A 3,504-nucleotide genomic window follows, 5' to 3' on the forward strand; every position below is an offset into this window, starting at 1 on the left:
CCCCAACACCCCCGACCCCTCCCCCGCCGCCCGCGACCAGGCACCCCCCGGCGCCGCCCCAGCCGGCGCCGACCGCGGTCCCGGATACGCCGCGGCACCAGACGGCGGACGCGCCGGCGCCGCACCCGGCGCAGAGAGCCCCGCGGCACCGGACAGCGGACGCGGCGCGACACCCCGCACGACACCGGGCGCGGCACCCGGCGCGGACGGCCACCCGGCGCCTGACAGTCGCCATGGCGCTGCACCCGGCGCCGGACCCGGCGCGGCACCGGACGCGGCCGCCGGCGCAGGCGGCCGGGCGGTCGAGGATGGACGCGGTGCGGCCTCCCGGGCCGGACGAGGCACGGCACCGGACGCGGCCGCCGGCGCAGGCGGCCGGGCAACCCCCGCCGCCGCGGGCGACGCGGCCTCCCGGGCTGGACGAGGCGCCGCACCGGACGCGGCTGCCGGCGCAGGCAGCCAGGCGGCCCCCGCCGCCGCAGGCGACGCGGAACGCGGCGCCGGGCAGGACGCGGAACGCGGCGCCGGGCAGGACGCGGGATCCGGCGCGCCGTCCGCCGCAGAACCCGGCACGGGCCGGGGCGCGGGCCGGTCCTCCGAGCAGGCCGCGGCCTCGACCGCCGCCGCCCAGAGGGCCGGTACCCCGCCATCCGGGGGTTCCTCGACGGCCGGTGGCCGCACTCCCGGCACCCAGAAGCCCGGAGCCCGGACAGCCGGCGGCGAAGCGACCCCCGCCGGGCGCCCCGGCGCGCCCAGCGCCGCGTCCTCCGCGCCGTCCGCCTCAGGCGCTCCCGCGGTCCCGGGCGCCCCGGGGGCTCCGTCCTCCGCAGGAGCGTCTCGCGAGGCGTCCAGCGAAGGCGCCGGCGTCCCGGTGACGGGCAAGCACATCGACGACTTCGCCAAGGCCGCGAAGCAGGGCACCCCCGCCCCACCGACCCCTGCCCAGGCCCCCGCCGACCCGGCCACCGGCAGCCGCCCCTCCCCCGCGGCCCCCGGTGAGAGCGGCCAGGCCGCGGCACCCCGCGCCGCCGCCCCCGGCCACACCGGTGACGACCGAGCCCAGGCCCCGGACGCCGCATCCGGCACCCCCGCCCCCGACGAGCAGGACAGGCCCGCCGACCCGGACGCCGCGCACATGCCCGGCGCGGAAGCAGCGGCTGCCGACGCGGACCGGCCGTCCCCCGGCAAGAGCCGGACCGCCGCAGGCGCGTCCTCCCACGACGGACAGGACAGTGCCGCCGAGCCGGACCCGGCAGAAGTGTACGAGGACGGGGACGTGCACCGTCCGACGCGTGTACCCCGGCCGGGAAGGACGCCGAGCGGGGAAACCCGTCCGGAGAACCGGCCTGACACCAGGCGGCGCCCCTATGGGGCCGGCGCGGCCGACCGAGACCCGTACGTGGTGCCGGAGATGCCCGCCGCCCAGGCGGCCGAGCGCGGCACCACACCCCCCGGCCCGCTGGCCGCCCCTCAAAGCCCCGGCCCGATGACCGCCTCGCCGGGCGGTGAGACGGACCACCCCGCAGAAGCAGCCACTCCTGGAGGTGGGGCCACGTCCACCTCTCGGGCCGGCACAGCCACCGGTTCCGGCGGTGGAACCCGGACCGGCGCGGCCGCCGGTTCGCGCGAAGGAACCACGCACGACCCCCGGACCGGCGCAGCCGCCGGTTCGCACAGCCCGGCCATGGACGCCGGCCGGACCGGCGCGGCCGCCGGCGCCCAGGGTGGAACCCTGCACGCCTCTCGAAGCGGCGGCATCGCCGACGACCGGTGGAGTGCCGCGGAGGACCAGCCAAGCGCCACGACGGCCGGTTCTCGAGGTGGGACGGTGGCCGGGTACCACGACGCCGGGGAGACCGTCCGCGGCGACGCGGACTGGTGGGCCCGCGGGGACGCCGAGGAGGGCGCCCGGGAGCGGGCGTTGCCCGTGCGGACGATCGCCCTGGTCACCGTGCCTGTTGTGCTCGTGGTGGCGGCGGTCGCGCTGTGGCTGGGGATGAGGCAGGCGGAGGAGACCCCCGGGGATCAGCCTGCGGGAGCCGGCGGCAGGACAGCGGTGAGCGAGCCCAGCAGCGGCCCAGGGTCGCCGGGAGGCTCCCCGGACTCCTCAGGGGCGGTCTCGTCGGCCAGCCCGGAGTCCCCCACCGCGTCACCCTCGCTCAGCCCGACACCGGAGCCCACCGGGTCCAGCCCGGCGGACGCACCGGACGGCTGGCACCGGTACAAGGACGGGACCGGCTTCTCGCTGGCCCTGCCGAAAGGCTGGAAGCGCGCCGAGCGCAGAGGCACGCAGATCTACTTCCGCGGCCCGGACCCGGACGCCTTCCTGATGATCGACCAGACCAGCAGCCCGAAGTCCGACGCCGCGAAGGACTGGCGCAACCAGGAACCCGCCGCCCGGGGCCGTTTCCCCGGCTACAAGCTGATCCGCATCAAGGAGGTGGACTACTGGAAGACCGCCGCCGACTGGGAGTTCACCTACAGCGCGAACGGCGGCCGGGCCCACGTGGTCAACCGCGGCTTCGTCACCGACAAGAAGCACGGGTACGCCATCTACTGGAAGACGGCCGACAAGGACTGGAAGAAGATGTACGACCTCTTCGAGACCTTCACCGCCACTTTCAAACCTGACAAGTAATCAATCCGGGCATTCGTCGTATCTTCGGTGGAACGGCCTCCGGATCACGGGGACGCCGGGCGCGTGGCCTGCGCCTGGCGTTTCTTCAATGGGTTCCTACGGGAACCGCGCCCTTACCGGCACAGCAGCCCCCCGCCGGGGGCGCCATCGGCCACCGCTGAGCCGCCCCACAGGACATCGCCCTCCAGGAATACGCGACAGCCGACGCTGGGGAACTGCCACCGGCGTCCGCCTGCCGGTCGGCCGTCACGCGGTTCCAGGTCGTCACCAGGATGGGCACGGGCATGTGATGCTCCACATGACCGTTCAGCCGCCACTCGCCCCCGGTCCTGACCCGCCGCGTCGGCCCTCCCGGCTGGACGAGTCGAACGCCTGTCATCAACCGTCCATTTCCCTGGCCTCACGACACGGCGGAAAACGCCCAGCCACCAGGGGTGGCCGGGGCCGGCGGTCTCTAGCGGTTCCCCCACTCACTGGGCCGCGCCCGCCGTCCTCGGGCTGCGCCAATCGGCCGCGGGTCGTGCCGGCCGTACACGGACCGAATGCGCGCTATCACCAACCTCAGCCCATTTGCCTCCAACCTCGGTCCGTTTGCCCCCAACCTCGGTCCGTTTACACCCAACCTCAGCACGTTCACACCCAACCTCAGCACGTCACCAGCAACCTCGGCACGTGATCACCCACCTCGGTAGGTAGTCACCAACCTCAACATGTTTCATCGAATCTCTGCACACCGTCAGGTCACGTCCAGGGGAGTGGTGTATGAGTTGATCTCTGCGTGATCCTGTTTCTGCAGGTTAAGCGGTGAGTGTGTGCGGGTGTGGGTTCTTGTGGGGTGTGTCGCCTGGGATGAGGCGGAGCCGGGT

Annotated in this window: 1 protein-coding gene; it reads left to right on the plus strand. The window is 74.9% G+C overall.

The genetic code is table 11. The features are described 5' to 3' along the window. Window positions 1-871: 871 nt before the first annotated feature. A complete protein-coding gene (locus ABGB17_RS38645; RefSeq protein WP_347639341.1) occupies window positions 872-2,638 on the plus strand; it encodes a hypothetical protein in 1,767 nt (588 codons plus the stop codon). Window positions 2,639-3,504 lie beyond the last annotated feature (866 nt).

Origin of the sequence: Sphaerisporangium sp. B11E5, from assembly GCF_039871875.1 — a bacterium.
In the GTDB taxonomy this organism is placed as follows: Bacteria; Actinomycetota; Actinomycetes; order Streptosporangiales; family Streptosporangiaceae; genus Sphaerisporangium.